Annotated in this window: 24 protein-coding genes; 19 read left to right on the forward strand and 5 right to left on the reverse strand. The window is 63.7% G+C overall.

Annotated elements, in window-relative coordinates:
- Positions 1-18 precede the first annotated feature (18 nt).
- The 6 genes from XH81_RS34980 (at position 19) to XH81_RS35005 (ending at position 5,467) form a co-directional block, all read left to right on the forward strand.
- On the forward strand, positions 19-903 hold the full coding sequence (locus tag XH81_RS34980) for an amidohydrolase family protein (protein WP_028145221.1): 885 nt from the start codon (positions 19-21) through the stop codon (positions 901-903).
- Positions 900-2,201, forward strand: coding sequence for a C4-dicarboxylate transporter DctA (dctA, locus tag XH81_RS34985; RefSeq protein WP_028145220.1), 1,302 nt, complete (start codon positions 900-902; stop codon positions 2,199-2,201). Before XH81_RS34980 ends, dctA begins: the two co-directional genes overlap by 4 nt.
- A 67-nt stretch (positions 2,202-2,268) precedes the next feature.
- On the forward strand, positions 2,269-2,982 hold the full coding sequence (locus XH81_RS34990) for a PIG-L deacetylase family protein (protein WP_027517331.1): 714 nt from the start codon (positions 2,269-2,271) through the stop codon (positions 2,980-2,982).
- Entirely contained in the window at positions 2,979-3,662 is a 684-nt protein-coding gene (locus tag XH81_RS34995; RefSeq protein WP_028145219.1) for a 4-carboxy-4-hydroxy-2-oxoadipate aldolase/oxaloacetate decarboxylase, read from the forward strand. Before XH81_RS34990 ends, XH81_RS34995 begins: the two co-directional genes overlap by 4 nt.
- A 21-nt stretch (positions 3,663-3,683) precedes the next feature.
- On the forward strand, positions 3,684-4,553 hold the full coding sequence (locus XH81_RS35000; protein ID WP_028145218.1) for a hypothetical protein: 870 nt from the start codon (positions 3,684-3,686) through the stop codon (positions 4,551-4,553).
- On the forward strand, positions 4,553-5,467 hold the full coding sequence (locus XH81_RS35005; RefSeq protein WP_028145217.1) for a DUF1932 domain-containing protein: 915 nt from the start codon (positions 4,553-4,555) through the stop codon (positions 5,465-5,467). Before XH81_RS35000 ends, XH81_RS35005 begins: the two co-directional genes overlap by 1 nt.
- Here XH81_RS35005 and XH81_RS35010 read toward each other — a convergent pair.
- Together XH81_RS35010 and XH81_RS35015 are read right to left on the reverse strand one after the other, a co-directional pair.
- On the reverse strand, positions 5,457-5,804 hold the full coding sequence (locus tag XH81_RS35010) for a hypothetical protein (protein WP_049801675.1): 348 nt from the start codon (positions 5,802-5,804) through the stop codon (positions 5,457-5,459). The two genes, XH81_RS35005 and XH81_RS35010, sit on opposite strands and share 11 nt — an antisense overlap.
- 205 nt (positions 5,805-6,009) lie before the next feature.
- Complete coding sequence (locus XH81_RS35015; RefSeq protein WP_028145215.1) at positions 6,010-7,251, reverse strand: amidohydrolase family protein; 1,242 nt, start codon at positions 7,249-7,251, stop codon at positions 6,010-6,012.
- 143 nt (positions 7,252-7,394) lie between these two features.
- Here XH81_RS35015 and XH81_RS35020 point away from each other — a divergent pair, with 143 nt between their 5' ends.
- Together XH81_RS35020 and XH81_RS35025 are read left to right on the forward strand one after the other, a co-directional pair.
- Positions 7,395-7,814, forward strand: a complete 420-nt coding sequence (locus tag XH81_RS35020; protein WP_028145214.1) for a nuclear transport factor 2 family protein — start codon at positions 7,395-7,397, stop codon at positions 7,812-7,814.
- Positions 7,815-7,973: 159 nt separating this feature from the next.
- A complete protein-coding gene (locus tag XH81_RS35025; RefSeq protein WP_271596800.1) occupies positions 7,974-8,882 on the forward strand; it encodes an amino acid ABC transporter substrate-binding protein in 909 nt (302 codons plus the stop codon).
- A gap of 57 nt (positions 8,883-8,939) precedes the next feature.
- On the opposite strand, the gene XH81_RS35030 is transcribed toward XH81_RS35025, so the two are convergent.
- The 3 genes from XH81_RS35030 to XH81_RS35040 all read right to left on the reverse strand — a co-directional run bounded on the left by XH81_RS35030 (position 8,940) and on the right by XH81_RS35040 (position 13,081).
- Positions 8,940-10,151, reverse strand: coding sequence for an acyl-CoA dehydrogenase family protein (locus XH81_RS35030; protein WP_028145212.1), 1,212 nt, complete (start codon positions 10,149-10,151; stop codon positions 8,940-8,942).
- A 30-nt stretch (positions 10,152-10,181) separates the two neighbouring features.
- Positions 10,182-11,294: a glycoside hydrolase family 172 protein gene (locus XH81_RS35035; RefSeq protein WP_028145211.1), complete on the reverse strand. Its 1,113-nt coding sequence runs from the start codon at positions 11,292-11,294 to the stop codon at positions 10,182-10,184.
- 161 nt (positions 11,295-11,455) lie between these two features.
- Positions 11,456-13,081, reverse strand: coding sequence for a long-chain fatty acid--CoA ligase (locus tag XH81_RS35040; RefSeq protein ID WP_028145210.1), 1,626 nt, complete (start codon positions 13,079-13,081; stop codon positions 11,456-11,458).
- Between the two features lie 176 nt (positions 13,082-13,257).
- Here XH81_RS35040 and XH81_RS35045 point away from each other — a divergent pair, with 176 nt between their 5' ends.
- The 11 genes from XH81_RS35045 (at position 13,258) to XH81_RS35095 (ending at position 25,222) form a co-directional block, all read left to right on the forward strand.
- Positions 13,258-15,111, forward strand: coding sequence for a flavin-containing monooxygenase (locus tag XH81_RS35045; RefSeq protein WP_028145209.1), 1,854 nt, complete (start codon positions 13,258-13,260; stop codon positions 15,109-15,111).
- Between the two features lie 35 nt (positions 15,112-15,146).
- Positions 15,147-15,965 (forward strand): lytic murein transglycosylase, encoded by an 819-nt coding sequence (locus tag XH81_RS35050; protein ID WP_028145208.1) that lies wholly within the window; start codon positions 15,147-15,149, stop codon positions 15,963-15,965.
- 141 nt (positions 15,966-16,106) lie between these two features.
- Positions 16,107-16,328: a hypothetical protein gene (locus tag XH81_RS35055; RefSeq protein WP_018319783.1), complete on the forward strand. Its 222-nt coding sequence runs from the start codon at positions 16,107-16,109 to the stop codon at positions 16,326-16,328.
- A gap of 12 nt (positions 16,329-16,340) precedes the next feature.
- Positions 16,341-16,763 carry a hypothetical protein gene (locus XH81_RS35060; protein ID WP_028145207.1) on the forward strand — a complete coding sequence of 141 codons (423 nt, stop codon included), beginning with the start codon at positions 16,341-16,343 and terminating at the stop codon, positions 16,761-16,763.
- A gap of 380 nt (positions 16,764-17,143) precedes the next feature.
- Positions 17,144-17,590, forward strand: coding sequence for a MaoC family dehydratase (locus tag XH81_RS35065; protein ID WP_028145206.1), 447 nt, complete (start codon positions 17,144-17,146; stop codon positions 17,588-17,590).
- A gap of 90 nt (positions 17,591-17,680) precedes the next feature.
- Positions 17,681-18,181, forward strand: coding sequence for a hypothetical protein (locus XH81_RS35070; protein ID WP_028145205.1), 501 nt, complete (start codon positions 17,681-17,683; stop codon positions 18,179-18,181).
- Between the two features lie 303 nt (positions 18,182-18,484).
- A complete protein-coding gene (locus XH81_RS35075) occupies positions 18,485-19,636 on the forward strand; it encodes a LuxR C-terminal-related transcriptional regulator (RefSeq protein ID WP_028145204.1) in 1,152 nt (383 codons plus the stop codon).
- A 239-nt stretch (positions 19,637-19,875) separates the two neighbouring features.
- On the forward strand, positions 19,876-20,841 hold the full coding sequence (locus XH81_RS35080; protein ID WP_038974169.1) for a helix-turn-helix transcriptional regulator: 966 nt from the start codon (positions 19,876-19,878) through the stop codon (positions 20,839-20,841).
- A 122-nt stretch (positions 20,842-20,963) separates the two neighbouring features.
- Entirely contained in the window at positions 20,964-21,212 is a 249-nt protein-coding gene (locus tag XH81_RS35085; protein ID WP_028145202.1) for a DUF6894 family protein, read from the forward strand.
- Positions 21,213-21,436: 224 nt separating this feature from the next.
- Positions 21,437-23,959 carry an autotransporter family protein gene (locus XH81_RS35090; RefSeq protein ID WP_028145201.1) on the forward strand — a complete coding sequence of 841 codons (2,523 nt, stop codon included), beginning with the start codon at positions 21,437-21,439 and terminating at the stop codon, positions 23,957-23,959.
- A gap of 144 nt (positions 23,960-24,103) precedes the next feature.
- Entirely contained in the window at positions 24,104-25,222 is a 1,119-nt protein-coding gene (locus tag XH81_RS35095) for a helix-turn-helix transcriptional regulator (RefSeq protein WP_097668150.1), read from the forward strand.
- Positions 25,223-25,293 lie beyond the last annotated feature (71 nt).

Raw genomic sequence — 25,293 nt, forward strand, 5'->3', positions numbered from 1 at the left:
CGCTCGACGGTTGAAGTGATGACGATGATGTACACGCCCACCATTCCGCCGCCCGATCCGAACACGCGCACGCCCAAGTTCAAGCTGCCGAAGCTGTCATGCGACGCGCATTGCCACATCTTCGGTCCCGGTGCGAAATACCCTTATGCGCCTGACCGGTCCTACACGCCGCCGGACGCGCCGCTGGAGGATTTCAGGGCGTTGCATGCCAAGCTCGGCGTGGAGCGTGCGGTCATCGTCAATGCCAGCGTGCACGGCACCGACAACAGTGTGGCGCTTGATGCGATCGCTGAGAGCAACGGCGCCTACCGTGCGGTCGCCAATATCGACGACAGCATCACCGAGCGCGAGCTCCGTGTGCTGCACGAAGGTGGCTTCCGCGGCTGCCGCTTCAATTTCGTCCGCCATCTCGGCGGCGTGCCCGACAAGCGCGTGTTCGACCGTATCATCGCGATGGTCACGCCGCTTGGCTGGCACATCGACCTGCATTTCGATGCGATCGATTTGCCTGAATATGCCGACATGCTGACCAGGCTGCCGCTCAGCTACACCATCGACCATATGGGCCGTGTGAAGGCGGCGCAGGGGCTCGATCAGCTTCCGTTCAGGATCCTGATCGAGCTGATGCAGCGCGACGAGAAATGCTGGGTCAAGATCTGCGGCTCGGAGCGGGTGTCCTCCAGCGGTCCGCCCTTTACCGATGCGGTGCCGTTCGCGCGAAAGATCGTCGAGACCGCGCCGGATCGCGTCATCTGGGGCACCGACTGGCCGCATCCCAACGTCAAGGTGATGCCGAATGACGGCGACCTCGTCGACCTGATTCCGCTGTTCGCGCCCGAACCCGAGTTCCAGCAGAAGATCCTTGTCGACAATCCGGCGCGCCTGTTCGAGTTCGACCGATGACCGTGCTTGCAATCGACAAGCCGCGCGGGCGGCCCTGGTGGAGGGAGCTCTGGATCCAGGTGCTCATCGCCATGGCCGCCGGCATCGCGCTTGGGATCGCCAGTCCCGAGGCGGGCGCCAAGATGCAGCCGCTGGGGGATGCCTTCATCAAGGCGATCCGGATGCTGATCGCGCCGATCATCTTCTGCACCGTCGTGCACGGCATCGCCCATATGGCCGACACGGCGCGGGTCGGGCGCGTCGCCGTGAAGGCGATCGTCTATTTCGAGATCATGACCACGATCGCGCTGATCATCGGTCTCATCGCGATCAACCTGCTCAAGCCCGGCGTCGGCATGAACATCGATCCCGCCAGCATCAATGCCAGCGCGATCGAGCCTTATGTCAAGCAGACCAGCGTCATTGGCTTCGTGCCGTTCCTGATGAACATCGTGCCCGCGACGTTCATCGGCGCCTTTGCCGAAGGCAACATCCTCCAGGTGCTGTTCATCTCGGTCCTTTGCGGCTTTGCGCTGGTGCAGCTCGGCGAACGGGCCGCGCCGCTGGTCCATCTGATCGACATCGCTGCGAAAATGGTGTTCGCCGTCGTCGGTTTCGTGATGTGGGCGGCGCCGATCGGTGCCTTCGGTGCCATCGCCTTTACGGTCGGCAAGTTCGGCGTGGGATCGCTGGCCTCGCTCGGCAAGCTGCTCGGAGACTTCTATCTCACCTGTGTGGTCTTCATCGTCGTGGCGCTCGGCCCGGTGGCGCGGCTCTGCGGCTTCTCATTGCTCAAGCTGATCCGCTACATCTGGGAAGAGCTGCTGATCTGCATAGCCACGACATCGTCGGAGACGGTGCTGCCGCGGATGCTGACCAAGCTGGAGAAAGCGGGCTGCGAGAAGAGCGTGGTCGGGCTCGTCATCCCGACGGGCTATTCCTTCAATCTCGACGGCACCTGCCTCTACCTCGCGGCGGCCTCGGTGTTCCTGGCGCAGGCAACCAACACGCCGTTCGGGCTGGCCGATCAGATCGAGCTCTTGCTGATCCTGCTGGTGACCTCCAAGGGGGCGGCGGGGATCGCCGGCGCCGCCTTCGTCGTGCTGGCGGCGACGCTGTCGGCGACCGGCACCATCCCGGTGACGAGCGTTGCGCTGGTGCTCGGCATCCATCGCCTGATGTCGCAGGGCTTGACGCCGACCAACCTGATCGGAAACGCGGTCGCGACCATCGCGATTGCCAAATGGGAAGGCGCGCTCGACCGCGAGCGCCTGAGGCGCGTGCTCGACGGCGAGGAACAAGTGGCCGCTGCAGTCTGATGAAGTGGCTTCCGGCGTGACGCAGGCGGCCTATGATGGTTACGAACAAGAGAGGGGAGTTTCTCCCATGAAGACAGGTCTGGTCATCACCGCCCATCCCGGCGATTTCGTCTGGCGCGCCGGCGGCGCGATCGCGCTGCATGCGAAGAAGGGCTATCGCATGAAGATTGTCTGCATGTCCTTTGGCGAGCGCGGCGAGAGCCAGTTCGCCTGGAAGGAGAAGGGCGCGACGCTGGAATCGGTCAAGGCCGGCCGCAAGGACGAAGCGGAGCGCGCGGCAAAACTGCTCGGCGCGGAGATCGAGTTCTTCGATTGCGGCGATTATCCTCTCAAGCTCACCGAGGCGCATTTCGACCGCATGGTCGACATCTATCGCGAGCTTAATCCCAGTTTCGTGCTGACCCACGCGCTGGAAGACCCCTATAATTTCGACCATCCCAACGCGGCGCATTTCGCGCAGGAGACCCGCGTGGTCGCGCAGGCGATGGGTCACAAGCCCGGCGCGCAGTACAAATATTCGGCGCCGCCGGTGTTCCTGTTCGAGCCGCATCAGCCAGAGCAGTGCAATTACAAGCCGGATCTGCTCCTCAAGATCGACGAGGTCTGGAAGGAGAAGTACGAGGCGTTCCAGATTCTCGCTGCGCAAAAACACCTCTGGGGCTATTACGAGCGGGTCGCGCTCAACCGTGGTATTCAGGGCAGCCGCAACACCGGCGTGCCCATGACTTATGGCGAGGCCTATCAGCGCCTGTTCCCGACGGTTGCGGAGGAGCTGGCATGAAGCCGGTCGTCGTTCGCAACATTGAGCGGGCCGATCCCGCCGACATGGCCGAGTACGGTGTTTCGACCGTGCACGAGGCTTACGGCCGCATCGGCCTGATGAAGCCCTATCTGCGTCCGGTCTGGTCTGGTGCGTCGATTGCGGGGCCCGCCGTCACGGTGCTGGCGCAGCCCGGCGACAATTGGATGATCCATGTCGCGGTCGAGCAGTGCAAAAAGGGCGACATCCTCGTCGTCGGCTGCACCACCGACAATACCGACGGCATGTTCGGCGAATTGCTGGCGACCTCGCTGCAGGCACGTGGCGTGCAGGGGTTGATCATCGATGCCGGTTGCCGCGACGTCAAAGCGCTGCACGAGATGGAGTTTCCGGTGTGGTCGCGTGCGGTGTCGGCCAAGGGCACAGTCAAGGCGACGCTCGGCTCGGTCAACGTCCCCGTCGTTTGCGCCGGCGTCAATGTCGACCCCGGCGATATCGTCGTCGCCGATGACGATGGCGTCGTGGTGGTCCCGAAGCGCTATGCCGCCGAGGTCGCCGAGAAGGCGAGGAAGCGCAACGCGGACGAAGGCGGCAAGCGCGCGCGCCTTGCCTCGGGCGAACTGGGCCTCGACATGTACGGCATGCGCGAAGCGCTGGCGAAGGCCGGGCTCGTCTATGTCGACAATACCGAGGATGTCTAGAGCAACGGTGGGAGCGGGTGGATGGATCGTCTCAAGCTGAAGGCCGTGCTCGGCGGCCACCCCCATGTTCAGGCCGTGAAGAGCGGCGAACTCCGCTCCGATCTTTTCGATCTCGACTTCATCGCGTACACGCCGACCAACACCGCGTTCAAGCCGATGGTGCGGGAGCAGGCCTTCGAGGTCTGCGAGATGGCGATCGTCACCTATCTGATGGCGAAGGCGCACGGCAAGCCGCTGGTGCTGCTGCCGGCGACCATGCTCGGGCGCTTCCAGCATTCCTATGCGCTGTACAATCCCGCACATGGAATGCTCGGGCCGTCCGATCTCGAAGGCAAGCGAGTCGGCATTCGCTCGTTCACGACCACGACCGGCGCCTGGATCAGGGGCATCCTCGCCAACGACTATGGCGTCAATCTCGACAGGATCCGCTGGATCACCTTCGAGGATCCGCACGTGGCCGAATATGTCGACACCACCGAGCGCGCCCCGAAGGACAAGAAGATCTTGCAGATGCTGCTCGACGGTGAGCTCGATGCCGTCCTCGGCGAGACCTCCGACAATCCCAAGCTGAAGCCGCTCTTCCCCGATCCAGCCGCGGAGGCCGCCAAATGGTACGCGAGGCGCGGCGTCGTCCCGGTCAATCACCTCGTGGTCGTGACCGAGCAACTTGCGAAATCGCGGCCCGACGTCGTTGTGGGCGTTTATGATCTGCTCAAGCGGAACAAGGAGCAGGCGGGAGCAGTGGCAACGCCTGACCTTGTCCCGTTCGGGATCGAGGCCAACCGGAAGCCGCTGGAGCTGATCGTCGACTACGCATTCCAGCAGGCGCTGATCCCGCGCCGCTATGCTGTCGAGGAGCTGTTCGACGAGACGACACGAGGGCTGAACTGATGGTGGATCCGAAACGATGGCAGATCGGGCTGGTCGGCTACGGCGAAGTCGGCAAAATCTTGGCCGAGGATTTGCGCCAGCAGGACATCAAGGTCTCGGCTTATGACATCAAGCTCGGGGGCGAGCAGGGCGCGCCGCTGAAGGAGCATGCGGCGAAACACGGTGTGGCGCTTGCGGCCTCGCACGCCGAGTTGACGGCGAAATCGGACTTCATCATCTCCGCGGTTACCGCCAGCCAGGCCGTGCCGGTGGCGAAGGCCTGCGCCGCTGCGATCAACCAGGGCACCTGGTTCCTTGATTTCAATTCGGCCTCTCCGGGCGCCAAGCAGCGCGCCGCGGCGCTGATCGACGGCGGAGGCGGCCGCTATGTCGAGGGTGCGGTGATGACCTCGGTGCCGCCGTATCGCATCAAGGTGCCGCTGCTTCTCGGCGGCCCCGGCGCGAGAGAGATCGAGCCGCTGCTCAACACCATCGGTTTTGCCGCCAAGGTCGCGAGCGACAAGCTCGGCGTGTCCTCCGCGGTGAAGATGTGCCGCAGCATCATGATCAAGGGCCTGGAGGCGATGGTCATCGAGAGTTTTACGACCGCGCGTGCCTATGGGGTCGAGGATGCGGTGTTGGCCTCGCTCGCGGAGACGTTCCCCGGGATCAACTGGGAGAAGCAGGGCGCCTATTTCTTCCAGCGCGTGATCGAGCACGGTCGCCGGCGCGCCGAGGAGGTGCGTGAGGTCGCCGAGACCGTGCGTGAGGCGGGACTGACACCATGGTCCGCGCAGGGCACGGCAGAGCGTCAGGCCTGGGTGGCTGACCTTGCTGATGAAGGGCTGTTCGGCGTCAGGGGCACGGCGGAGTTCGCGCGCAGCGCTGATTGGCGTACCGAGGCAGATCGAATCCTGAGCAAGATCAAACGCTGACGCCGAACGCGTGGGTTGAGCTCAAAACCCTGTCGCTGCCGCGATAGTTCGAGATTTCGTCACGGGCGAGCTCGATCAGGTCGACCAGGCGCTTGGCCTCGCGGACGACTTGCTCCTTGGCGGGCGCGGTGCGGAACTCGGTGAGAATCATGCGGATGCACTTGTCGGCGGTATCCAGCGTCCAGAGCGCGCGGGTCATGTCGTCCTGCGTGTGGATCGCCGAGATATCGAGGCCAGATAGGACTTCGCCAATACCATTCAGTCGCTTGACGGCGGTTTCAGCCGGCGAGTTGGCCCGAATGGAGCGATAATCGATGCTACTGAATGCGCTGAACATATACATACTTCCCCACTGAACAGCTCGTTCAGTGCGTCCCCTTAGTATGATCCGGACGACCCGTTGCGCAATGCGCACAGCTACGGTCCGGGATTCTACCGGGCTCGGATCTGGGGACGTATCGGCCGTGAATCGGTACGAAACGGTCCGACGATCAGCCGTGTTCCCGACGATTTTACCGTTGGAGAGTCGACCGGAAACGCGTTCAGGCCCCAGGCCGGAACAGAGTGGGCCGCTGCCGTGCAAACGTCTGTCGGCCCTCCTTGAAGCCCATCATGACGTCGGGCAGCTCGGCGATGGCGAAGCGGCTGTCTTGCGTATCAAGCACGATGAGATCGGCGGGATTGCCGACCTTGATGCCGTAATCGTCGAGGTTCATCAGCCGCGCGGGCAGCTCGGTCACGAGATCGAGGCAGGTGTCGAAATCCCCGACCGAAGCGTGTGCGACATTGGCGTAGAAGTTCGCCATCCGCAGCAATGAGGCGTCGCCAAACGGGGTGAAGGGATTGAGGACGTTGTTGGTCGCGACCGAGCAAACCACGCCGTCGCCCGCGAGCTTGTGGGCGAGGGTCAGCCCGCGCGGAGCGTTGTGGGTGGCTTCGCGCCCCATGAGATAGAGATCGGTCGCGGGCAGCACGGTGACGGCGACGCCGGCTCTTGCCAGTTGTGCGGTGGCAGCCTTCATCCGTTCGGGCGGCAATGCCGAGAGCTTTGTCGCATGGCCGATCGCGACGCGGCCGTGATAGTTGCGCCGCTCGGTCTGGCGGCAGACCTCGTCGAGATGCCACCAGGAGGGATCGAGATCGAAATCCAGATGGAGGTCGACGTCGACGTCGAATTCCTGGGCGAGGTCGAAGATGCGCGCAACATGCGCGGTCGGATCGGTGTCGGTATAGGGACAGCCGCCGATCGTCTCGCCGCCGTCGCGTAGCGCCCGGACCAGCAGCTCCTCGGCTCCGGGATCGTTGGTGAGCCCCTCCTGCGGGAACACGCAGAGCGACAGGTCGAGGGCCCACGCATAGTCGCGCTTCAGCGCCTTCACCGCCTCGAAGCTGCGCAGGCCGATCCGCGGATCGATTTCCACATGCGTGCGCATGTGCGTCGTGCCGTGCACGATCGCGCGTTCGAGCACCTTGGCGCCGCGGGCGTAGACGTCCTCGACGGTGAAGTCGCGTTTCATCGCCGATACGGCTCGGATGGCGTCACCGAGACTGCCGTGATCGTGGCCGCAGCGGTCGAGCAGGCAGGCCTTGTCGAGATGGATGTGGGTGTCGACGAAGCCGGGCAGGGCGAGGTGCCCGCCGACATCGACCTCGACCGCTTCGCAGGCGAGCTTCGGCGCGATCGCGGCGATCCGGCCGCCCTTCACGCCGATGTCGACGGGCGCGGCGGATGATCGGAGCAGCGCGTTACGGAAGATCAGGTCGAAGGCGGGCTGGGTGATCATGGCTCTTGCGGACGGAATTTAGAGCAATCAGCCGGGATCGGCGGCTCCAGATTGTCGGCAGTGTAGCGAGGCAAATGTTCAAAATATATGCATGGATTGCGCGACAGTGGCGGTAATATTCCGCGAACCCAGGAGAGCCTGCCATGTCCGTTGCCGCCAGAGCCGAAACTGCTGATTTGTCCGACGCCGCGATCGTGGAGGCCTATCTCACGGCATCGATGATTCCCGATCCCGACGCTGCGGCGACCTATATGGCGCCGGGCACCGTGATCACCTTCACCGGCGGGCGCGAGTTCGATCATCCGCGCGGCCCGACCGGCTTCAACGCCAAGCGCTACCGCTGGGTCAAGAAGAAGATGGACCGGTTCGACGTCTGCCCCGGCGACGGCGAGACCGTGGTTTACAGCGTCGGTACGCTCTACGGCGAATGGAAGGATGGGACCCCGTTCGAGGGCAACCGTTACGTCGACCGCTTCGTGGTGCGCAATGGCAAGATCACCAGGATGGATGTCTGGAACGATAGCGCCGAGCGCATCCTGGTCCAGCGCGGCATCGACGCGTAAGGTCCGTCACGCCACAGGCGGAGCCGAACGGCCGCTCGTCATATCGAAAGCTGCGATAGCTGATAGGCGCGAGCCCATCTGGCGGCTGGCGTGCGCCTGCGCTATCAAATCCCGCGATTGCGCCCGGCATGGAGGCGCGAGCCCCTTTAGGAGCAGCCGATGCGTCTACCCACCGTTATCCTGGCCCTGACATGTCTTGCAGGCGCAGCTTCAGCCGAAGATTTGTCGGGCACGCTCCAGAAGGTCAAGGAGACCAAAAAGATCACCCTGGGCTATCAGGAGGCCTCGGTCCCGTTCAGCTATCTCGACGGCAACCAGAAGCCGGTCGGCTTCGCCATGGACATCTGCCTTAGGATCGTCGATGCCGTGAAGAAACAGCTGGGCATGCCCGACATCGTCGTCGACACGCTCGCCGTGACCTCGTCGAACCGGATCCCCTTGATGGTCAACGGCACGCTCGATCTGCACTGCTCGGCGACCACCAACAACGCCGACCGCCAGAAGCAGGTCGCCTTCACCAACACGCACTTCCTCAGCGCGACGCGCTTTGCAGCCAAGAAGTCAGCAAAGATCAACACCATCGACGATCTCAAGGGCAAGGCGGTCACGGCCGTGGCCGGCTCAGTCAATCTGACGCAGCTCGCCAAGGTCAATACGGAACGCAATCTCGGCATCAGTCTGATGCCGGCGAAGGATCAGGCCGAGGCCTTCCTGCTCTTGGAAACCGACCGCGCCCAGGCCTACGCACTCGACGACGTGCAGCTCGCGGTCGCGATTGCGCGCTCGAAGGAGCCGCAAGCCTTCATGATCAGCGAGGAGGCGTTCTCCAAGCCGGAGCCCTACGGCATCATGCTGCGGCGGGAGGATGCGCCGTTCAAGGCGCTCGCCGACCGCGCGACTGCGGAGCTCTATGCAAGCCCGGAGATCGAGGTGCTCTACAAGAAATGGCTGCAGTCCCCGACGCCGCCGAACGGCCTCAACTACAACGTCCCGATGTCGCCCGCCCTGCGCAACGCCTTCAAGAAGCCGAGCTGGAGCGCAGATCTGGACGTGTATCTGGCGAACTGAGGCGAGGGCGCCGAGGCGCGCGGGAAACGACCCGCGCGCCCTCGGCGAACACCGGATCTACGCGTTCGAATATTTCTTCAGCTCGAACCGGGCGATCTGGTTTCGGTGCACCTCATCCGGTCCATCGGCAAGCCGCAGCAAACGCGCGGTCGCATAGGCCTGCGTCAAACCGAAATCGTTCGAGGTGCCGCCGCCGCCATGGGCCTGGATCGCCCAGTCGATGATCTGGCAGGCCATGTTGGGCACGGCGACCTTGATCATCGCGATCTCCGCCTTCGCGACCTTGTTGCCGACCGTGTCCATCGCGTAGGCCGCGTTCAGCGTGAGCAGCCGGGCCTGCTCGATCATGATGCGGGATTCTGCAATGCGCTCTTGCGTCACCGTTTGCTCGGAGACCGGCTTGCCGAAGGCGACGCGGCTGCGCACGCGGCGGCACATCTTCTCCAGCGTGCGTTCGGCAAGGCCGATCAGCCGCATGCAATGGTGGATGCGGCCGGGGCCGAGGCGGCCCTGCGCGATCTCGAAGCCGCGGCCTTCGCCGAGCAGCATGTTCTCCTTGGGGACCCGCACATTGGTGAAGACGACTTCGGACGCCCGGTCAGGCACGCCGTAGAAGCCGAACACGGGCAGGGGGCGTTTCACCTCGATGCCAGGCGTGTCCATCGGCACCAGGATCATCGATTGCTGCTTGTGGCGGTCCGGATTGTCAGGATCGGTCTTGCCCATGAAGATGCAGATCTTGCAGCGCGGGTCGGTCGCATTGGTCGTGTACCATTTGCGGCCGTTGATGACGTAATGGTCGCCGTCACGCAGGATCGAACTCTCGATGTTGGTCGCATCGGATGAGGCGACCGCAGGCTCCGTCATGGCGAAGCAGGAGCGGATTTCGCCTGCGAGCAGCGGCTTCAGCCAACGCTCCTTGTCCGTCTCCGAACCGTAGCGCTCCAGCACCTCCATGTTGCCGGTATCGGGCGCCGAGCAGTTGAACACTTCGGGCGCCAGATGCGATCGGCCCATCACCTCGCAGAGCGGCGCGTATTCGAGATTGGTCAGGCCTGCGCCATGGCCGGACTCCGGTAGGAACAGATTCCAGAGACCTTCCGCACGCGCCAGCGGCTTCAACTCCTCGACGACGGGATAGACCTTCCAGGGCCCCAGCTCTTCCGCCTCGCGATAGAAGCGCTCCTCGTTCGGGTAGATGTGCCGGTCCATGAAGCTCTCGAGCTTGCGCTTGAGTTCGACGACTTTTGGCGACATCGGGTAAAGCATCTCTGGTCTCCTTATTGATCGGCGGCAGGATCAGCCGATTTCGAGATAATCCGGGCCGGGCAATTCCGGGAAGGGCGCCGTCGGCAGCGTCTGATACCAGAACGCGACGGAGGCGATGTCGTCCTGCAGCGGAAGGTATTTGGCCTCCTTGGTGCCCGACAACCAGCCCAGCGCCTGGATCGTCAAACGCAGATCGGAGCGGAAGCGCACGGGATCGGGGATGTGCCAGCGATACATGCCGAAGCGTTGCTGCGATTTGTAGACGCCGTCGGGGCGGATCACCTGGGGCAGGCCGGCATAGGGCGTGGTGAATTCCTGGTAGCGCGATTGCTGGCCCTGGCCGGAATGGGCGACATAGGGATCGAAATTATAGGCACCGCAGAAATAGTCCTCGGTGCCGGTGCCGCAGATCGTCGGGAAGTGACCGTCGCCGTCGATGAAGAACTTGATTTCGCCTTCGCCCCACCAGCCGTTGTTGTTGACACCCCAGGCCATGTAGGTGCCGACATAGTGGCCCGCGCCGCTGATGCCGTCGAGGATGGTATAGACCTCCTTGTAAGGCAGCGGGTTGGTGCGGCGGAATTGGGCATGGAAGTAGGCGCAGTCCTCCGGCACGTCGGTCAGGGTGTAGTTGATCTGGTAGTAGACGGTGAGTTGCTCCTCGCTGCGGTTCTCGAGCGTGAAGCGCGCGCGCTTGCGAAACGGCATCTCCCAATAGCAGTTGAAGGCGCGGCCGGGATTGACGCAGACCGCGAGGGAGGACACCTGCGCGAACTCTTCCCATCCGCAGGCGAAGAAATCGCCGGCCGGGCACTCGACGCTCGGCAGCGTTTGGTCGTCCCAGTAGATGCGCAGGATCGAATGCCGCAGCCGTCCGCGCGCCAGCGTCATCCAGATCTGCTGGATCGCGCCTTGCCCGGCGATGTCGCCGAGCGTGAAGGTCGTGCCCGGTTCGATGACGACGTAGGGCGAGACCTTCCAGCCCTGTCCGAGATCGCGGGCCTGGCGGGCGGCGGGGCCATCGACGGACATGCCGCCCTTGCCCTTCTCGCCGGTGAAGTTCTCGGGGCTGATCGAACGCGTCTGCGCGTTCGACAGGCGCGACAGATTGCCGAGATGCAGGCCCAATCCGGAAAACGCCATGATGTCCTCGATGCGGGGTTAGCGACCTCCCGATATATCGTCGCTGAATTGACCAAAAGGTGAAGATGATGGCGTCAGGGAAGACGACCGATGTCCGCCTTCGTAGCCCGGATTGCGCTGCGCTCCATCCGGGCTACAAGGTCGACGCCTCTGCGCGCGGCTCACGCGACGCGATACTCCCTGAACTTCTCGCGCAGAGCCGATTTCAACACCTTGCCGGTCCCCGTCATCGGGAATTCGTCGAGGAATTCGACCGCGTCCGGCATCCACCAGCTCGCGATTTTCGGGCGCATATGGTCGAGCAGCGTCTTGCCGTCGACGGTCGCGCCCTTCTTGCGGACGACGAGGAGGAGGGGACGCTCCTGCCATTTCTCATGGTTGATCGCGACCACGGCTGCCTGAAGCACGTCGGGATGAGACAAGGCGACGTCCTCGAGCTGGATCGAGGAGATCCATTCGCCGCCGGACTTGATCACGTCCTTGGAGCGGTCGGTGAGCGTGACGTGGCCCTGTGGGTCGATCACCGCCATGTCGCCGGTGATCAGCCAGCCGTCGCGGTCGAGGCCTTCGTCTAGCTTCATATAGCCGGAGGCGACCCAGGGGCCACGGGCGCGCAAATGGCCGACGGACTTGCCGTCGCGTGGCAACTCGGCGCCGCTGTCGTCGACGATGCGCAAGCTCGTGCCGAAGCAGGCGCGGCCAGACACCTGGCGCCGGTCGAACCTCTCCTTGTCGCCGAGATGCTCCGAGCCGGGCCTCAAGCCCGGCATCGAGCAGCCGAGCGCCTCGGTCATGCCCCAGGCCTGGATGTAGTCGATATGGTAGTCGCGCTTCAGTTTCTCGACCATGGCCCGCGGCGGCGCCGAGCCCGACGACAACGTTGCCCGCAGCGTGGAGAATTTGTTGCCGGTGCGGCCCAGCCAGTCGAGCAGGATCAGCCAGAAGCTCGGCACGCCCGCCGACAGCGTCACCTTCTCGCCTTCGAGCAATTCATAGAGCTTGTCGGGCTCGTAGTTGCGGCCCGGCAGCACCAGCTTCGATCCGGTGTAGGGAGCCGTGAACGGCATGTTCCAGCCATTGCCATGGAAGAGCGGCGCCATCGGCATCATCACCTCGCGCACGCCTTCGACATGTCCCGGCAGGAAGTCGAAATTGCAGCAGGTCATGGTCTGCAGGATCGCGGCACGGTGCGAATAGATCACGCCCTTGGGGTTGCCGGTCGTGCCGGACGTGTAGCAGATGGTGGAGGCGGACTTCTCGTCGAACTCCGGCCAGGTGAAGCCGGCCTCGTTCTCCTTGTCGAGAAGCTCCTCGTAGCAATGCACGTTGGCGAGCTTGGTCTCGGGCATCCGCTCGCGCGACGACATCACGACATAAGCTTCGATCGTCTTGAGCTGCGGCGCGATCGCCTCGACGATCGGCAGCGTGGCGCGGTCGATGAACAGCAGGCGGTCTTCGGCGTGGTTGATGATGTAGACGAGCTGCTCGGGAAACAGCCGCGGGTTGACGGTGTGCAGCACATAGCCCATGCCCGGCGCGGCATAGAACATCTCGAAATGACGATGCGTATTCCAGGCCAGCGTGCCGACGCGATCGCCCGGATTCATGCCGAGCCGCTTCAGCGCCAGCGCCATGCGCTTGATGCGCGGATGGGCATCGGCATAAGTGTAGCGATGAATGTCGCCCTCTATCTCGCGCGCCACGATCTCGGCCTCGCCGTGATAGTCCGCGGCATACTGGATCAGGCCGCTGATCAGAAGCGGCATGTCCATCATCAATCCCTGCATGGTCTCCTCCACGGCCACGTCGTTGCGTGGCGTTGCGCTTGTGATTTGCACGTGAGGTTAGCGGAACGTCACGCGGCGTTCACGCAAAAAACATTGGACGCGATTGCATGCGTCACTTTTTCAGGGCTAACTGATCCGAGCTGCCGGCGAAGCAGCGTTCTCCGTGGAGGAAATGCATGTCAGCGGAAAGACACAAGACCGGTGCAGCCGGCGAACCTACCGTCGATATTGCAGCCCTCCGCGCGCGCTACCGCGACGAGCGCGACCGCCGTTTGCGTGCCGAGGGCAAGGCTCAGTATGTCGAGGTAACAGGGGAATTCGGCCGCTACCTCGACGATCCCTGGGCTGATCCCGGATTTGCGCGCGCACCTGTCAGTGAAGAGACTGAAGTGCTCGTCGTCGGTGGCGGCTTTGGCGGGCTTCTCTGTGCCGCGCGTCTGCGCGAGGCCGGCATCGATGATTTCCGTATCGTGGAAAAGGCTGCGGACTTCGGCGGCACCTGGTACTGGAATCGCTATCCCGGCGCGGCCTGCGATACCGAGAGCTACATCTACCTGCCGCTGCTGGAAGAGACCGGCTACATGCCGGTGCGCAAATATGCGCGCGCCCCGGAGATCTACGAGCACTCCCGCCGCATCGGCCGCCATTTCGATCTCTACGATCGCGCGCTGTTTCAGACCGTCATCTCGCGGATGGCATGGCAGGAGCAGGAGGCGCGATGGCTGGTCGAGACCGATCGGGGCGATCGCATCCGTGCACGCTTCGTCATTCTCGCCGGAGGTCCGCTCAGCAGACCGAAGCTGCCGGGCATTCCAGGCATCGAGACCTTCAAAGGTCACAGCTTCCATACCAGTCGTTGGGATTACGGCTATACCGAAGGCAATGCGGATGGTGGACTGACCGGACTTGCCGACAAGCGCGTCGGAATCATCGGCACCGGCGCCACCGCCGTGCAATGCGTGCCGCATCTCGGCCGCGCTGCGAAGGAGCTCTATGTCTTCCAGCGCACGCCGTCAGCGATTGGCGTGCGTGACGACCGGTCGACGGATCAAGACTGGGCGCAGAGCCTCAAGCCCGGCTGGCAGCGCGAGCGCATGGACAATTTCACTGCCGTGATCTCCGGCGAGCCGGTCGAACGGGACCTGGTGCAGGACGGCTGGACCGGCCTGCTCGGCGAGATCCTGCTGGCGCCGCGTCGTCAGCCGCAGCCGGTGACCTCGATGGAAGAGGCACTGAAGGTCATCGAGCAGGCCGACTACCGCAAGATGGAGGAGATCCGCGCCCGCGTCGATGCGGTGGTCAAGGACACGGCGACCGCGGACGCGCTCAAGCCGTGGTACAAGGCGTTCTGCAAGCGGCCGTGCTTCCACGACGAATATCTCGATGTCTTCAATCGTCCCAACGTGCATCTCGTCGACACCAAAGGGCAGGGTGTCGATCGCATCACCGAGAACGCCGTCGTGGCCGGCGGCAAGGCTTACGAGCTCGACTGCCTGATCTATGCCAGCGGCTTCGAGGTCGGCACCGACTATGCCCGCCGCATGGGCTTCGAGGTCTACGGCCGCGACGGCATGAGCCTGACCGAGCGCTGGCAGGGCGGCGTCAAGACGATGCATGGGTTCTACAGCCGCGGCTTTCCGAACTGCTTCCTGATCGTCACGGTGCAGGCCGGCCAGAGCGCCAACTTCCCGCACATCATCGACGAGCAGTCGCAGCACATCGCCTATGTGATCGCCGAAGCGCGCAAGCGCAAAGCCCGAACGCTGGAGCCGACGCTGGCCGCGGAAAACGCCTGGGTCGAGGAGGTCGTCAAGGCCGCGCTCGGCCGCCAGACCTATCTCGCCGAATGCACGCCCGGATACTACAACAACGAGGGCGTGTTCGATCCGATCGCGGCAAGAAACAGCCAATATTGGCGCGGGCCGGTGGCCTTCCTGCGGCTGCTCGACAAATGGCGGAAGGAAGGCAATCTGGACGGCCTCGAATTGTCCTATGATCAGGCCATGGAGTCGGCGCGTTCCTCCGGGTAAGGTTGCGCCGAGCGGTACAGGACGGGAGATTGGGTATGACCACGGGCAGGGCTGTTGCGGGAGCGGTTGTTGGTGCGATGGCGCTGCTCGGGTGCCTGGCGTCCGCCGCCACGGCCGCGCAATGCGGCAGCTCGCCGGCGGGTTTTGAGGCCTGGAAACGAGAGTTCAGCGCAGAGGCGCAGGGCAAGGGCATCGGCCAGACCGCGCTCTCGGCGCTGATGCAGACCAACTACGCCAGTGCCACCATCGCCGCCGACCGCGGCCAGCGCAGCTTTTCGCTGACGCTCGACCAGTTTCTCGCCAAGCGCGGCGCCACCACTATCGTCGCCAAGGGGCGCCAGCTCAAGCAGTCGCAGGCTGCCTTGTTCGCCTCCATCCAGCAGCGCTATGGCGTCCCGCCCGGCCCGCTGATCGCGATTTGGGGCATGGAGACCGGTTTCGGCAGCCAGCGCGGCAACCAGAACATGCTGTCGTCGATCGCAACCCTGGCCTATGACTGCCGCCGTCCTGAATTCTTCACCGACCAGCTCTACGCGGCCTTGAAGCTGGTCGACCGCGGCACGCTGTCGGGGGCGACCCGCGGCTCCATGCATGGCGAGGTCGGCCAGACCCAGTTCATGCCCAAGAACATCCTGGCCTATGGCACCGGCAACCTCGAGGTGGCCGCCAACGCGCTGAACTCGACCGCGAATTTCCTTAAAGGTCATGGCTGGAAAGCAGGAGCCGGTTACCAGCCGGGCGAGCCGAATTTCGTCGCCATCGAGGCCTGGAATGCGGCCGGCGTTTATCAGAAGGCGATCGCGCTGATGGGCCGGCAGATCGACGAGGGCGGCGGAGCGGCGGCCTCACGCTGACGAAAACCCGTCCACTTCGCTCGAAAACGCTCCTGCTCAGCAAGGCGTGATGCGCCGACATGAGAAAGTTGTTGCCATCAGGAACCGAGGGCACGAGGTTTGCTTTGATCAGATTCAGGGCTGGGCATGAGGAGACTCAACATGGCAACCCAGATCGTGATGGACCAGACTGGCGATACGCGCCACGAGTTTGATCCTGGCAATGCCGAAGCGCTGGCGCGAGCCGAACGGCGCTTTCGGGAGCTGACTGGAGCCGGCTTCACCGCGGCCCTTCGCAACGGACCCGGCGAAGTCACTCGTATCAGATCGTTCGACCCGACCGCGCAGGAAACGCTGTTCTATCCCCGCCTGGTCGGCGGTTGATCTGAGCTGCTCATGATTACGGCGGTTTGGCTCCGCGCGCCGGCGCGTGCGCGTCTGCATGCGCTGCGTGAACTGTATCGGCGCTTCTTCGGCGAGAACACGCCGGATGCCCGTGGTCGCCGGCTGCTCTTCGATTGGCTCTCGCCCGCACAGCGCGCCCAATTCGAAGAGCACCGGTATTTCGACGTCATTGGATGCGACACCAGCAAGACCTATCGCATTCACTACGGCACCGCCGCCAATGTCCACGAAATCGACGGCGAGGGCCGCGCCACGATGGGATGGTGCTTCGTCCCGTCAGGCTTCCTGGTGCCGGGCGACGTGATGCTGGCGCAGAAGATCGCGCTCGAGACCGACGAGACAGGCGCGCTCTCTCTCGCCAACCGGTTTCCGCCGGCAACGCATTCGGAGCACTTCTACCGGCGGCCTTTCTAGCGGCCGAAACGGCGAAGCGGTCAGTGATGTGTGGTGCGGTAGGCGTCCAGCGCGTGCGCCGCAAAGACACCGGCGCTGCAAAGGGCGAGCAGGCCCGAGATCAGCTCGATCATAGCTCGTCCTCCCGTATTGAATGGGCAACGAGGTTGCGGCAGCAGGAATAGTCGTAGATCAGGTCGAGAAGGAATTGCATGGTAGCCGTCCCTGTATTTATTTTGACAACGACTTAAGCGGCCATCTGTTTCAGCGGTGTTTCGTCGCCTCGGGAAAGGGGTTTCGCGGGGAACCTCGGGGCTGGTTTTGTGCGCTGCGGTCCCGCCATTGCTGGAGCCCTTTGGCCGTCTCTTCGAAGGCGGCGCACGACATTGCGAGGCAAAATCATGGCGCAGGTCGAATGGTTCGACGATCTGGCGATCGGAATGCGGTTCAGGTCCCCCGAGGTCGAGGTCACCGAGGCCGACATCAAGCGCTTCGCGGCCGAGTTCGATCCGCAGCCGATGCATCTCGACCACGAGGCGGCCAAGGCGACCCTGTTCAAGGGCCTGGCGGCATCGGGATGGCACACCGCGGCGATAGCCATGAATCTCGCGATCCAGACACGCCCGTTCGGCCCGCATCCGCTGATCGGCGCCGGCGTCGACGGCCTGCGCTGGACGATGCCGGTACGGCCCAATGACCGCCTGCATCTGGTTGGGGAGGTGATGAGCCTGACGCCCTCGAAGTCGAAGCCGCAGGGTATCGCGCTGGTGAAATGGACCATGTTCAACCAGAGCGGCGAGGAGGTTTACACCTTCACTCCCATCGCGATCGTGCCGCGGCGGGGATAGGCACGGGCGCCGCCGTTCTGCCGGGGTAAGCCCTTGCGGCCCTCCCGCGGAGGTGGTCATCTCGGCCCGGGGAACGCGCTGGAGGCTGACATGAAACGATTCCTTCTTGCCGCTTTGCTGATCGCGACGGGCGCCTTAAGCGCCGGACCGGCGCTTGCGCAACAATCCAAGGTCGGCGACTGGACCATCGAAAAGCGCACGCAGGACACGCATTGCAATGCGAGCCGTGGCTACAAGGACAAGGAGGACGAGAACCGCGACTACGTCATCGTGATCACCTATTCCGAGAAGGCGATCGTGATCGTGATGATCTATGATGGCTGGGAATGGGAGAAGGTCGGAGAGATCCTTCGGGCCGATGTCGGCACTGACGATGCGGACATCATGAAGAAGGCGAAGTGGGAGGTCATGGACAAGACCACCGTGCGCGGCATCTTCGAGTACGACCAGTCGATGATGGACCGCCTGTCGAAGGCGAGACGCCTGACGCTCGATTTCGAGGACGATGACGACGACAGTATCGAGATGCAGGTACCGCGTGCCGGCGAAGCGCTGGCCGCGTTGAAGTTCTGCGAGGAGAATCGGAAATAGGTTGCCGCTGCCGGCCGTGAAGCGGGCAGGACGTGGCAACGAAGCGGGCGGCAGCGAACCGGCGCGTGACTCATCGCACACAGTCCGCGCGCTGTTCGCATTTATCCTAGTCTTTGGCGAAACAGTCCAAGCCGCACCCTGCGGTTGACGTTACGCAAGGACGATGTTCGATATTCCAGCATCTGGCTGCAACGTTTTTTCCTCGTCGAAGGCGGCAATTGACCGGCCCGTCTTCTCCGTCAGTTCCCGGATCGCGAGCTCTCCGTCTCGGACGGGCCGCACGCAGATCGCGTCGTCCGTCCGATGACGACCCATCAGGCAAACCGGTTCTCGTCTCTCATCGGCGAGATTTACGACGCGGCGGTTGACCCCGCCTTGCGCAGCGGCGCGCTGGAACAGGTTTCGCAGTTCGTCGGTGGTTGCGCCGCGATGATCCTGTCCAGGGATTCAGCACGGCTTACGATCGAGATTCAGCAGCATTTTGGAACCGACGCCCGCTTCCGCCAGCTTTATCGCGACCGGTATGTGGAGCTCGATCCTCTGCTCGACCGTCACCTCACCCTCGCGTCCGAACAGACGATCGGCGTGACCGACATCATGTCCCATGCTGATTTTCTCGAGACGAGCTTCCATCGCGAGTGGGTGGAACCGCAGGGGGCGATAGACCTCGCGACCGTCGCGCTCGAGAAGACGGCCGCGCGCACCACGATCCTGCAGGTGTTGCGCCACCGCTCCCGTGGAACCGTCGACGATGCGATGCGCGAGCGCATGCGGCTGCTCGCTCCGCACATCCATCGGTCGCAGATCATGGGCCGGCAGATCAGGGCGCGCTCGCATACGGTGGACGACCTTGCCGACGTCCTCGACGGATTGAACACGGCGATCTGCCTGCTCGATGCGGACGGCCGCGTCGTTCATGCCAACGCGGCATGCCGCCAGTTGTTCGCCGATGCCAATCTGCTTGCGATCGTCGGTGACCGGATCGTGGCCCGCAACACCCAGACCGATAAAATATTCCGCAGCCTGTGCGAATTCGATGAAGGCACACATTCTGCCGCTCGTCGTCAGATCGAACTTGCGACGTCGGCCGATGGGCAGCATTATCTGCTCCATGCTTTTCCGCTGAAGCGGGATCGCAGCCTGCCGCGGGACATTGCAGCCACGATGCTCTTCGTTCAAAGAGCTTCCATGCTGCCGCTGCTCGCAGCCGACGCGATCGCAGCAGCCTTCAGGCTGACGCCGTCTGAATTGCGCGTGCTGATGGCGATCATCGAGACCGGCGGTGTTCCCGACATCGCCGCAAAACTCGGCGTCGCCGAGACGACGGTGAAGACGCATCTCGGTCGCCTGTTCGAGAAGACGGGCGCCGGCAGGCAGGCTGATCTGGTGAAGATCGCCGCCGGCTTTGCCGTGCCGTTCGCGCGGCGAACGAGCGGCGATGACGGCGCCGCGTGATTCATTTCACATGCCTCGATGTTACGTGCCGCGTTCTCAATCCATTGTGATGATCGGCGCTCGCGGGTCATCCGAATGCAGGACGCGAGTCATTCGAGACTTTCGTATATCGCGCTTCTGATAATTGAAGAGCAGCGAGCGCCGCGAAGCTTGCCACCACGGCATCGAACGCGCGTGTGGAGGAAACGACAGCGCGTGGCCGGGTCTGCTCGTCGGCTGGAGAGATTGCAGTGAGCAGCATGGTTGATTTTTCCGTTCTCAATGTTTCAACGAACGAAATTCCCGAAAACGAGCGCATCCCGTTGCTTCGCGATTTCTATTGCCGCGGGGTGCTGAAGGCGGAGGTCGAGGCAAGGGATGGAAAGCCGGCCGCGGCGAGCTTCACCTCTCATGTCCTGCCGGAAGCCCAGTTGTTGATCGGGGGGCTGTGCGGAGCGCGGGTCATTCGCACCAAGCAACTGGTGGCCGATGGCGACGACAGCCTCGCCCTGATCGTGAACAGGTCCGGCGTTCTCGGCATATCCGAGCGGGGACACGATCTGAGGCTTCATGCAGGAGAGGCGGTGCTGACGAGCGCGGAGGACGTCACGACGTTCGAGCGGCTGTTGCTGGGAAGCTGCTTCTCGCTGCGCGTGCCGAGGCGCGTGCTGGCGCCAATGATCGTGGACGTCGACGATGCCGTGATGCGCATCATGCCTGAAAGCTCCGCCGGACTTAGGCTGCTGGTCGACTACGCGGTGACGCTGGTGCGGGAGAAGGCGTTCGCGACGCCCGTGCTGCGGCAGCTCGGGGTCGGGCATCTGCACGATCTGCTGGCGCTCGTCCTCGGTGCCACCGGAGAAGCGCGGGAGCTGGCCGGACGGCGCGGCGTCAAGGCGGCGCGGCTCCAGAAGGCGAAAGTCTCCATCGCCAACAATTGCTGGCGGCAGGATCTGTCAGTGGCCTCGGTTGCCCAGGAGCTCGGCGTGACGCCGCGCTATCTCCAGCGCCTGTTCGAGGCCGACGGCAAGACGTTCTCTTCCTTCTTGATCGAGCAGCGCGTCAAGCGCGCGCACCGCATGCTGCGGGAACCGGGGTATGCCGGGCGAACGGTGAGCTCGATCGCCTACGATGTCGGCTTCGGCGATCTCTCTTATTTTAACCGCTGCTTCCGGCGCACCTATAACGCGACGCCGAGTGACATCAGGAGCGGCGAGATGCCGTGACGGCGCGCCACTGGATTTCAGCCAACTGCCGATTTCAGCCAGCAGACAGGGATCCGACGTGATCCTTGATCGCGAAGCCATGACCCAAGCGTTGCGTGCGGCATCCGCAGCCGGAGTATTGAATGCGCCGTTTCTTTTTCGACCTCCTGGTAGGCAACATCGTGAAGATCGACCCGGGCGGCATGGTGTTCGAATGTGCGGAAGCGACATTCGTGGTGGCCAACGAGATGGCAAAACATCTCTTCGTCTGGCGCGACGATCTGCGCGATCGCGACGCCTGGATTCGCGTCAGGGACAACAGCGGCCGCGAAATCTATCGCGCGCCGGTCTGGGCGGAGTGCGCCGAGAAACAGGGTTGGGACCAGGCGTGAGTGCCGCTTCGGTGTAGCAACTCTGCACCAGTGCGGAACGAAGCGCCTTCGGTTCGTTCTCGGCTGAAGCGCGGTCGTTTCCGTCCAAGTCGGGCCATTGGCGTGCTTCTACCTTAGCGTTTGGCGAATCCAGGGTTCGCTGCCGAGCGCCTTCCAATGGAGGAGTCCGGCATCACCATGCCTGCGCTGCCATCAAGCGCGAGGTTTTCTGGGGAACGAAGGCGATGAATGTGACGGCTCTTGGCGACTTGGTGCAGCGGCATTTGGTGCGGCGATCGATGCGCTTTCTGGTGTTCGCTGCGCCGCTGCTGGCCGTCGATCGGGTCGAGGCTGCGTGCACGCCGGCGGCACCGGTCAGCAATGCGACCATCGTTTGCTCGGGTGATGTCGACGCTCAGCAGGCCCCCAACAACGGATATGGGACAAGCCTGGACGACAACAACATCTATCGGATCGAGGCCGGGGCCAAGGTGCACGGAAGCGCCTTCGGCATCCAGAGCGGCGATGGCAATGTCATCATCAATGCCGGCATCATCGACGGCGCGTTGGCGTCGGGTCTCAGCGGCCTCGGTATGACGGTGTCGAATCTCAGCGGCGCCACGATCACCGGCTTTCATGCGATTCTGGCGTCGACACTCACGCTCGACAATGCGGGCATGATTGCGAGCGAGGCCGGGGGAAGGGGGAGCGGGGTCGAAGCCACGACGTCCACTGTGCGAAATTCCGGCACGATCGCCGGCGTCGGGCCCGATACGATCGGGATCAACGGTACCACGGTCAACGTGGTCTCGAACACCGGAACGATCTCGGGAGATGCCCGCGGCATCAAGGGTACGACCCTCAACATCACCAATGATGCCTCCGGTATCATTTCGCAGATTGCAGCGACCGGCGGCGCGATCGAGGCCTCCGGTGTGGTGACGATGGCAAACGCAGGCAACATCGCCGGTCACGTGTTCGGCGTGTCCGGCAAGAACGTCAACGTGTCCAATTTCGCCTCCGGCACCATTGGTGCCGACGGCGGCGCGAGCAACGCCATTCGCGCCGACCTCGCGGCAAGCGTGACGAACAGCGGCACGATAACTAGCGTATCGAGCGCGATCTTTGGTACGAGCGTCACTGTGACCAACACAGGGCTGATTGCGTCGATACTCGGCTCCGGCATGAGCGCCGGCATGGTGAACCTGGACAATATCGGAAGAGTCACGGCAGATCGCGGCGTCAATGCACTCGTCGGCAACGTCAACAATTCCGGATCCATCATTGGGGATAGCGCAGCCGTCAGCGCCAACGTCGCCAATGTGACGAACACCGGCCTTCTTCAGGCCTCCAACCTCGGCGGCACCGGAATCTCCGCGATCCAGGCCAACGTCATCAATTCCGGCACCATTATCGCCAGTACGGGCATCTCTTCCAGCGACGGGGCGAACATCACGAATTCCGGTACGATCACTGGCACCAGCGGGACGGCAATCAAATTGTCGAGCAAGGCCGACACGGTGACGCTGCTGCCGGGCTCGAAGATCAACGGTGTGGTCGATTTCGGCTTCGGTGCCGACGTCGTCAACGTCAACTTCGTTCCTTTGAGCAGCCGGGTGGCGTCGCTGACGAGCATCGAGCTTCCGACCTTCGTCAACTTCAACGGCACCATCAACACCAACAGCGGGGGCTTCGATGGCCCGAAGGTCTTTGCCGGCGGCACACTCGCAACGCTCGATCCGACCGCGCTGGCACAGACCGACCGCACGCTGATGGACTTCACCGGCGGCGTCTCCTCGCTGGTGCAGGGCCGCCTGAGCGGCGGCGCGGGGCCCGCCGGCAGCAACATGATGGCGATGGCCTATGCCCCCGAGACGGCGCAGGCCGGACCCTTCACCAAGGCGCCTCGCAGCCTCTGGACGGATCCCGCGCCGATCACGGTCTGGGCCAACAGCTTCGGCGGCCAGCGCATTCAGGACGAGACCACCTCCACGCTGCGCGCGACCTCGACGGCGTGGGGCGGGGCGATCGGCATCGATCGCAAGGTGCGGCCGGACTGGCTGGTCGGCGCCTTCCTCGGTGGCGGGCAGGGCGGCCTCTCGGTCGATCTCAACTCGCAGTCGGTGGACACCAATTACGTGTTTGCTGGCGCTTACAGCCGGTTCGAATGGGCTTCGCAGTTCTTCGACCTCACGATCCAGGGCGGTAACGCCGACAACAGGTCGCGCCGACTGGTGCTGAACAACGCGGTCGTCGGCGGCATGGAGGCGGCAGCCGCGAACTACAGCGGATGGTACGTGAGTCCAGAAGTCGCCTACGGCTACAGACTCAACATCGGCAACGGCTACGTGCTGACGCCGACCGCGCGGCTGCGTTATGTCGCGGGCCGGTTCGACGGCTACAGCGAGACCGGTTCGGCGCAAGGGCTGTCGGTCGGTGGCCGCACGCTGCAGGACTTCGCGGAGCGCGGCGAGGTCGATCTCTCGCGGGTGACGAGCATTGCCGGCGGCGAGCTCAAGGCCAACATCCATGGCGGTGTCATCGCGCTCCAGCGCGTCGGCGACACCACCGTCAACACGGTGCTGCTCGGCCAGAATCTGTCGTTCGTCACCCCGGGCAGTCGCAGCCCGGTCGGTGCCGTCGCCGGCCTCGGCTTCGACTACCGCACCGGGCCCAACGTGTCCGTGTTTGGCGCGGTCGAGGGCATGATGATGTCCGACCAGAGCCGCACCGGCACGGCCAAGGGTGGCGTTCGCGTCGCGTTCTGAGCCGGCATCAGCCCTGGCGGCTCGAACGCGATGCCGCCGGCCGGGCGCCATCCGCCCGGCCGGCGCCTCCTCCGATCGGAGGATGTCGCATGCTACGGTTGTGTTATGCTCCCCGGCATTGATCATTCAGTGCCAATTTGAGCCATGCACGGATCGCAAAAGCTGCCAGATCTCGTCGAGTCCATCTACGATGCCGGGCTCGATCCTTCGCTGTGGAATAGCGCGGTGGCCGGCATCCGGGATTTCGTCGGCGGCCAGGCCTGCGGGCTGTTCTCGAAGGATTCGATCAGCAAATCCGGTGTCACGCATTACTATTGCGGGGCGGACCCGCACTACATCCAGCTCTATGCCGAGACCCATTCGAAGTTCGATCCGCTGACGGTCCTGCCGCCACACGGCAGGATTGTTAGCATTCCCGATCTCGTCAATTTCGAAGAGTACCGGCGCGGGCGCTTCTACCAGGAATGGATGCAGCCGCAGGGATGCAGCGACGCCGCCAATGTCGTGCTCGAGATGTCGAATGCGAACTGCCCGGTGATGATGACCGTGCTGTCGGGCCGCCGCATGGTCGATCGGCGCATGAAGCAGCGCCTCTCGCTGCTGGTGCCGCACGCCAGCCGCGCGCTGCTGATCAACCGCGCCATGACCGCGCAACTGACGCTGGCGACGGCACTGGCTGATGTCCTCGACAATTTGACGGTCGGGATCTTCCTGGTCGACGGCTTCTGCCGCCTGGTGCATGCGAATTCGGCCGGTCAGGACCTGCTCGCGGCCGATGATTTGGTGCGGTCCGTTGCCGGGCAACTCGTGACCAGCAGCGCTGTGGCCAATCAGGCGCTGCGCAAAGCGTTTGCAGGCCGCCGCGACGGCACATCGCTTGCCGCAGGCGGCCATGCGATTCCGCTATTGTCCGCCACCGGCGAGCGCTACGTCGCTCACATGCTGCCGTTGTCGTCTTTGCTGCGCAACGGCAGCGAGCGCGTGGTCGATGCCGCCGGTGCGCTGCTTGTGCGCAAGGTGTCGCTCGGTGGACAATCCTGCGGCGAATTGATCGCGCGAACTTTCGAGCTGACGCCGGCGGAGCTCCGCGTGTTCCTGTCGATCGTCGAGATCGGCGGCATCCCGGAGACGGCGGCCGCGCTCGGTATCGCGGAGACGACCGCGAAAACGCATCTGCATCGCGTCTTCGCCAAGACTGGCGTGTCCCGGCAGGCCGATCTGGTCAAGCTCGCGGCAGGATTTGCCAATCCGCTCGTCCACTGACAAACCGCCGTCGGCGTTGAACCTTTTTCTCCCGCGACAGACTCACAGGAGCCGCCGGGCACGAAGATCAT

Origin of the sequence: Bradyrhizobium sp. CCBAU 25360 (assembly GCF_028128695.1) — a bacterium.
GTDB classification, from domain to species: Bacteria; Pseudomonadota; Alphaproteobacteria; order Rhizobiales; family Xanthobacteraceae; genus Bradyrhizobium; species Bradyrhizobium ottawaense.

What these genes read in the sequence shown, in the direction of transcription:
- XH81_RS34980 (WP_028145221.1), top strand. Translation starts at nt 19, where the DNA reads ATGACGATGATGTACACGCCCACCATTCCGCCGCCCGATCCGAACACG.
- dctA (WP_028145220.1), top strand. Translation starts at nt 900, where the DNA reads ATGACCGTGCTTGCAATCGACAAGCCGCGCGGGCGGCCCTGGTGGAGG.
- XH81_RS34990 (WP_027517331.1), top strand. Translation starts at nt 2,269, where the DNA reads ATGAAGACAGGTCTGGTCATCACCGCCCATCCCGGCGATTTCGTCTGG.
- XH81_RS34995 (WP_028145219.1), top strand. Translation starts at nt 2,979, where the DNA reads ATGAAGCCGGTCGTCGTTCGCAACATTGAGCGGGCCGATCCCGCCGAC.
- XH81_RS35000 (WP_028145218.1), top strand. Translation starts at nt 3,684, where the DNA reads ATGGATCGTCTCAAGCTGAAGGCCGTGCTCGGCGGCCACCCCCATGTT.
- XH81_RS35005 (WP_028145217.1), top strand. Translation starts at nt 4,553, where the DNA reads ATGGTGGATCCGAAACGATGGCAGATCGGGCTGGTCGGCTACGGCGAA.
- XH81_RS35010 (WP_049801675.1), bottom strand. Translation starts at nt 5,804, where the DNA reads ATGTTCAGCGCATTCAGTAGCATCGATTATCGCTCCATTCGGGCCAAC.
- XH81_RS35015 (WP_028145215.1), bottom strand. Translation starts at nt 7,251, where the DNA reads ATGATCACCCAGCCCGCCTTCGACCTGATCTTCCGTAACGCGCTGCTC.
- XH81_RS35020 (WP_028145214.1), top strand. Translation starts at nt 7,395, where the DNA reads ATGTCCGTTGCCGCCAGAGCCGAAACTGCTGATTTGTCCGACGCCGCG.
- XH81_RS35025 (WP_271596800.1), top strand. Translation starts at nt 7,974, where the DNA reads ATGCGTCTACCCACCGTTATCCTGGCCCTGACATGTCTTGCAGGCGCA.
- XH81_RS35030 (WP_028145212.1), bottom strand. Translation starts at nt 10,151, where the DNA reads ATGCTTTACCCGATGTCGCCAAAAGTCGTCGAACTCAAGCGCAAGCTC.
- XH81_RS35035 (WP_028145211.1), bottom strand. Translation starts at nt 11,294, where the DNA reads ATGGCGTTTTCCGGATTGGGCCTGCATCTCGGCAATCTGTCGCGCCTG.
- XH81_RS35040 (WP_028145210.1), bottom strand. Translation starts at nt 13,081, where the DNA reads ATGCAGGGATTGATGATGGACATGCCGCTTCTGATCAGCGGCCTGATC.
- XH81_RS35045 (WP_028145209.1), top strand. Translation starts at nt 13,258, where the DNA reads ATGTCAGCGGAAAGACACAAGACCGGTGCAGCCGGCGAACCTACCGTC.
- XH81_RS35050 (WP_028145208.1), top strand. Translation starts at nt 15,147, where the DNA reads ATGACCACGGGCAGGGCTGTTGCGGGAGCGGTTGTTGGTGCGATGGCG.
- XH81_RS35055 (WP_018319783.1), top strand. Translation starts at nt 16,107, where the DNA reads ATGGCAACCCAGATCGTGATGGACCAGACTGGCGATACGCGCCACGAG.
- XH81_RS35060 (WP_028145207.1), top strand. Translation starts at nt 16,341, where the DNA reads ATGATTACGGCGGTTTGGCTCCGCGCGCCGGCGCGTGCGCGTCTGCAT.
- XH81_RS35065 (WP_028145206.1), top strand. Translation starts at nt 17,144, where the DNA reads ATGGCGCAGGTCGAATGGTTCGACGATCTGGCGATCGGAATGCGGTTC.
- XH81_RS35070 (WP_028145205.1), top strand. Translation starts at nt 17,681, where the DNA reads ATGAAACGATTCCTTCTTGCCGCTTTGCTGATCGCGACGGGCGCCTTA.
- XH81_RS35075 (WP_028145204.1), top strand. Translation starts at nt 18,485, where the DNA reads ATGACGACCCATCAGGCAAACCGGTTCTCGTCTCTCATCGGCGAGATT.
- XH81_RS35080 (WP_038974169.1), top strand. Translation starts at nt 19,876, where the DNA reads ATGGTTGATTTTTCCGTTCTCAATGTTTCAACGAACGAAATTCCCGAA.
- XH81_RS35085 (WP_028145202.1), top strand. Translation starts at nt 20,964, where the DNA reads ATGCGCCGTTTCTTTTTCGACCTCCTGGTAGGCAACATCGTGAAGATC.
- XH81_RS35090 (WP_028145201.1), top strand. Translation starts at nt 21,437, where the DNA reads ATGAATGTGACGGCTCTTGGCGACTTGGTGCAGCGGCATTTGGTGCGG.
- XH81_RS35095 (WP_097668150.1), top strand. Translation starts at nt 24,104, where the DNA reads ATGCACGGATCGCAAAAGCTGCCAGATCTCGTCGAGTCCATCTACGAT.